Genomic DNA, 4,943 nt, shown 5'->3' on the forward strand with positions numbered 1-4,943 from the left:
ACGTCTCCGAGCTCATGACGCCCCCGTTCACCGCGGCCAAGAAGCGGCTGGCCTCGGGGTACCTCGGGGCGCTCCGGGCGCGGACCCGGCTGGGCCTGTAACCGGGTCCGCGCCCGCGGTCACTCGCCTCGGAACGCCGGCGTGCGCTTCTCCGCGAACGCACGGGGGCCCTCCTTGGCGTCGGACGAGGCGAAGACGCGGCCCCCCACCTCGGCGTCGATGCGGAAGGCCTCCTCCTCGTGCATACCCTCGGTGCGGCGGATCGTCTCGATCATCCCCTGCACGGCCAGGGGGCCGTTGGCGGCGATGAGCTCGGCGATCTCCAGAGCCTTGTCCAGTGCGCCACCGTCCTCGACCACGTGGCCGATCAGCCCGAACCGCTCCGCCTCCTCGGCGGTGAGATGGCGGCCGGTCATGAGGACCTCCATGGCCACGGTGTAGGGGATCTGGCGCACGAGCCGGACCGCGGACCCGCCGAGGGGATACAGGCCCCAGCGGGCCTCGGAGACGCCGAACTTGGCGGACCGGCCGGCGACCCGGATGTCGGTGCCCTGCAGGATCTCGGTCCCCCCCGCGATCGCCGGGCCCTCGACGGCGGCGATGAGGGGTTTGCTCAACCGGCGGCCCTTGAGTAGCGCGGGCAGGCGGGTGAGATCCCAGCCCCCACCGGCGAACTTGTCGCCCGGCGCGTCCTTGTTCATGGCCTTGAGGTCCGCACCCGCGCAGAAGTACCCGCCCGCGCCGGTGAGGATGCACGCACGGATGTCCGGGTCGGAGTCCACCAGATCCCACGCCGCCTCCATGCCACGCATCATCGGGCCGGACAGGGCGTTGCGGGCCTCGGGGCGGTTCATGGTCACCACGAGGACGTGTCCCCGCCGTTCGGTGAGCAGGTGCTGGTCCTCGGGCGTCTCGACGCGGGTCATCGGGCCTCCAAAAATTTAGTTACACGGGTTCACGGCTTTCGCCCACGGCCGACGGTAACACGTTCTACTTTGGGTGTATGGCGTACACCATCGGAGATCTCGTCGAGCACAGTGTCGATCGCGTCCCGGACCGGGTCGTCCTGGTCCAGGAGGGCCGGTCGTTCACCTTCAGGGAACTGGAGGCCAGGGCCAACAGGCTCGCGCACCACCTGCGGTCGGTCGGCGTCGGGCCGGACGACAAGGTGGCCGTGTACAGCCGCAACACCATCGAGGCCGTCGAGGCCATGATCGCGATCTTCAAGATCCGCGCGGTCATGGTCAACGTCAACTACCGGTACGTCCCCGCCGAGCTCGAGTACCTGCTCGACAACTCCGACTCCGTCGTGGTGGTGCACGAGCGCCGCTACTCCGAGGTGCTGGCCCAGGCCCTTCCCAACACGCCGGGGGTGCGGCACTGCGTGGTCATCGAGGACGGCACCGACACCCCCGACCCGCAGACCCCGGACGGGGTCACCGTCGCCCACTACGACGAGGCGCTGGCATCACAGTCGCCCGAGCGTGACTTCCCCGAGCGGTCGAACGACGACATCTACATGCTGTACACGGGCGGCACCACGGGTTCCCCCAAGGGCGTGATGTGGCGGCAGGAGGACGTGTTCATGGTCCTCGGCGGCGGCATCGACTTCCTCACCGGCGAGAGGGTCGCCGACGAGTGGGAGCTCGCGAACAAGGCGGTCGACGGTGGCGTGCTGGTCCGCACCGCCCTGCCCCCGCTCATCCACGGTGGCGCCCAGTGGGCGATCCTCATGGCTCTGTTCGCCGGCCACACCAGTGTGCTCATCCCGGAGTTCGACCCCGAGACGGTCTGGCGGACCGTCACTGAACAGAAGATCAATCTCATGTTCATCACGGGAGACGCGATGGCGCGGCCCCTGATCGAGGAATGGGACCCGGAGAAGTACGACTCCTCGTCACTGTTCTACATCGGGTCCTCCGCGGCCCTGTTCTCGCCCGCGGTCAAGGACCAGTTCATCGACGCCTTCCCGAACGTCATGCTCTCGGACTCGATCGGGTCCTCCGAGACGGGCTTCTCCGGGATCGCCCTGGCGGAGAAGGGCAAGACCCACACCGGAGGGCCCCGCGTGAAGATCGACGGCGAGACCACGGTCCTCGACCCGGACGGCAACGAGGTCCCACCCGGATCCGACGTCATCGGCAAGGTGGCCCGTACCGGGCACATCCCGGTGGGGTACTACAAGGACGAGGTCAAGACCGCCGCCACGTTCAAGACCTACAACGGGAAGCGCTACTCGATCCCCGGTGACGATGCCCGGGTCGAGGCAGACGGCACCGTGACGATGCTCGGCCGGGGGTCGGTCTCCATCAACACCGGGGGGGAGAAGGTCCACCCCGAGGAGGTCGAGGCCGCCCTCAAGACGCACCCCGACGTGTACGACGCGCTCGTGATCGGCATCCCCGACGAGCGGATGGGGCACAAGGTCGCCGCCGTCCTCCACACGCGGGACGGCAAGTGCCCGCCGATCGAGGAGCTCAACGAACACGCCCGGCGCGAGATCGCCCGCTACAAGTGCCCGCGGGCGCTGTGGGTCGAGACCTCGGTCAAGCGCAATCCCGCCGGCAAACCCGACTACCGATGGGCCGCGGAGATCGCCGCGTCCCGCCCCGCAGACGACAGCCAGGAGATCAGCAAGTGAGCATTCGTACCCCCCTCGCGGAGGCATTCGGGATCGAGTACCCCGTCTTCGCCTTCACCCCGTCCAAGGCCGTCGCCGCAGCGGTGACCCGCGCCGGCGGCATGGGCGTCCTCGGGTGCGTCCGCTACAACGATGCGGCCGAGCTCGACGAGGTCCTGACGTGGATGGACGAGAACACCGACGGCAAGCCGTACGGTGTCGACATCGTCATGCCCAACAAGGTGCCCACCGAGGGCAGCACCTCCGACATCGCCGCGATGATCCCCGAGGAGCACAAGGCGTTCGTGTCCCGGGTCCTGGACGACCTGGGGGTGCCGCCTCTCGGGGACGACGCCGAGCACAACGCCGGCGTCCTGGGGTGGCTGCACTCGGTCGCCGAGGCCCATGTCGAGATGTCGCTCAAGCACCGCCCGGTGCTCATCGCCAACGCGCTCGGGTCGCCGCCCAAGCACATCGTGGATCTCGCGCACGCCAACGGGATCAAGGTCGCCGCGCTCGCCGGCGCCAAGAAGCACGCGCTCGCGCACGTGGACAACGGCGTCGACATCGTGATCGCCCAGGGTGGCGAGGCCGGCGGCCACACCGGAGAGGTCGCGACGCTCGTGTTGGTGCCGGAGATCGTCGCCGCGCTCGACGGCCGCGCCCCCGTGTTGGCGGCCGGCGGGATCGGCAGCGGCGCACAGGTCGCCGCCGTGATCGGGATGGGTGCCGAGGGGGCGTGGATGGGCTCGCGGTGGCTCACCGCCGCCGAGTACGGCGACGACGGTGGGTCCAGGGCGATGCAGGAGGCGCTGGTCGCCGCCACCAGTGCCGACACCGTCCGGACCCGTATCTACTCGGGCAAGCCCGCGCGACTGCTCAAGAGCAAGTGGACCGAGGCGTGGGCCGCCGAGGACGCCCCGAGCCCGCTGCCGATGCCCCTGCAGAACGTCCTCGTCGCCGAGGCGCACCAGCGGATCTCGGAGGCGCAGGATCCCTCGGTCGTGGCCATGCCGGCGGGCCAGATCATCGGCTCCCTGGAGGGTGTCGTCCCGGTCGCCGAGACGATGGCCCAGATCGCGAGAGAGTACGAGGCGGCGGTGGAGCGCCTGCGCGGCACCCTGGGCTGACCCCGGAGCTGAACCGGGCTGATCTCTGGACTGACCCCTGGGCTTCGCCCCCGTCCCGCACAGCCGCCCCGTCCCGCACAGCCGCCCCCGTCCATGAACTCGTGCCTGCACTGGTGTGCGCGCGAGAGTTCTACGACGGGGGCGGCTGTGGTCGTGTGCTCAGGCCTGCGTGATGAACAGCAGCATCGCCGCCCAGTGGCAGCCGAAGGCGAGGACCGTGAAGGAGTGGAAGACCTCGTGGAAGCCGAAGACCCCGGGGACGGGGTTCGGGCGCTTGAGACCGTAGACCACGGCCCCACCGGTGTAGGCGAGACCGCCGGCGAGGACGAGGCCGACCCCCACGAGGTTGGCCTCCACGAGGTCACCCGCGAACCACACCGCGGTCCACCCGAGGACGATGTAGAGCACCACGTACAGCCATCGGGGCGCCGACAGCCAGAACAGGCGGAACGCGATACCCAGCAGCGCACCTGACCACACGATGGCCAGGAGGATCGTGCTGGCCGGGGGGTCGAGCGCCGCGACCGTCATGGGCGTGTAGGTGCCCGCGATGAGCAGGAAGATGTTGGAGTGGTCCAACCGACGCAGGAGCGCGGTGGCCCTCGGGCCCCAGGTCCGGCGGTGGTACAGGGCAGAGATCCCGAAGAGCAGCGACGAGGTGGCCAGGAAGACCGCACATGCCCACTTCAGAGCGGCACCGTCCGCCAGGACGGTCAGGACCACCCCGAGGACCACGGCCACCGGGAGGGTCCCGGCGTGGATCCACCCGCGCAGCAGCGGCTTCTCGGGCAGCGCGGGGACGCCGAAGTCCTCGTCGCCGGGCACATCGTCGACACTGTCGGCCCTGTCGGCCTCATCGGCCCTGTCGGCCTCATCGACCCTGTCGGCCCTCGGGCGCGGTGTGGAGTTCACACGCAGAACCTACCGGCACCTCACGCCGGCGTGAACGTCCTGTGACCGTCCGCACGCGACCAGACGAGATCCCCGGCGGGATCCGTCCCCCGTTCGGTCAGGTCGCGGGCCCTGAACTTGAAGCTCGCGGTGCGGGGCAGCGCGGCGGTCACCCGCAACAGTGACGGCCACTGCTTGGGGCCCAGGTCGGACTGGTCGGCGAGGAACTCCCCGAGGCGCGCGGCCATCCCGACGGGGTCCGCGCCGTTCCGCAGTACGACCGCGGCGGCCACGGCGTCGCC

At 69.9% G+C, this 4,943-nt stretch carries 4 protein-coding genes and 1 pseudogene; 2 read left to right on the plus strand and 3 right to left on the minus strand.

The window, feature by feature from the left end:
• Positions 1 to 119 precede the first annotated feature (119 nt).
• Positions 120 to 926, minus strand: a complete 807-nt coding sequence (locus tag G6026_RS14215) for a crotonase/enoyl-CoA hydratase family protein (protein ID WP_182613553.1) — start codon at positions 924 to 926, stop codon at positions 120 to 122.
• Positions 927 to 1,003: 77 nt separating this feature from the next.
• On the opposite strand from G6026_RS14215, the gene G6026_RS14220 reads away from it, so the two are divergent.
• Together G6026_RS14220 and G6026_RS14225 are read left to right on the plus strand one after the other, a co-directional pair.
• Positions 1,004 to 2,641, plus strand: a complete 1,638-nt coding sequence (locus G6026_RS14220) for an acyl-CoA synthetase (RefSeq protein ID WP_182613554.1) — start codon at positions 1,004 to 1,006, stop codon at positions 2,639 to 2,641.
• Between the two features lie 2 nt (positions 2,642 to 2,643).
• Entirely contained in the window at positions 2,644 to 3,750 is a 1,107-nt protein-coding gene (locus G6026_RS14225; RefSeq protein ID WP_182613559.1) for a nitronate monooxygenase family protein, read from the plus strand.
• A 159-nt stretch (positions 3,751 to 3,909) separates the two neighbouring features.
• Here G6026_RS14225 and G6026_RS14230 read toward each other — a convergent pair whose 3' ends face one another.
• Together G6026_RS14230 and G6026_RS14235 are read right to left on the minus strand one after the other, a co-directional pair.
• A complete protein-coding gene (locus tag G6026_RS14230; RefSeq protein ID WP_182613555.1) occupies positions 3,910 to 4,662 on the minus strand; it encodes a hemolysin III family protein in 753 nt (250 codons plus the stop codon).
• 20 nt (positions 4,663 to 4,682) lie between these two features.
• A pseudogene (locus tag G6026_RS14235) lies at positions 4,683 to 4,943 on the minus strand (acyl-CoA synthetase); the annotation flags it as partial.

The sequence above is a fragment of the Dietzia sp. DQ11-38-2 genome, from assembly GCF_014145055.1.
Taxonomy (GTDB): domain Bacteria; phylum Actinomycetota; class Actinomycetes; order Mycobacteriales; family Mycobacteriaceae; genus Dietzia.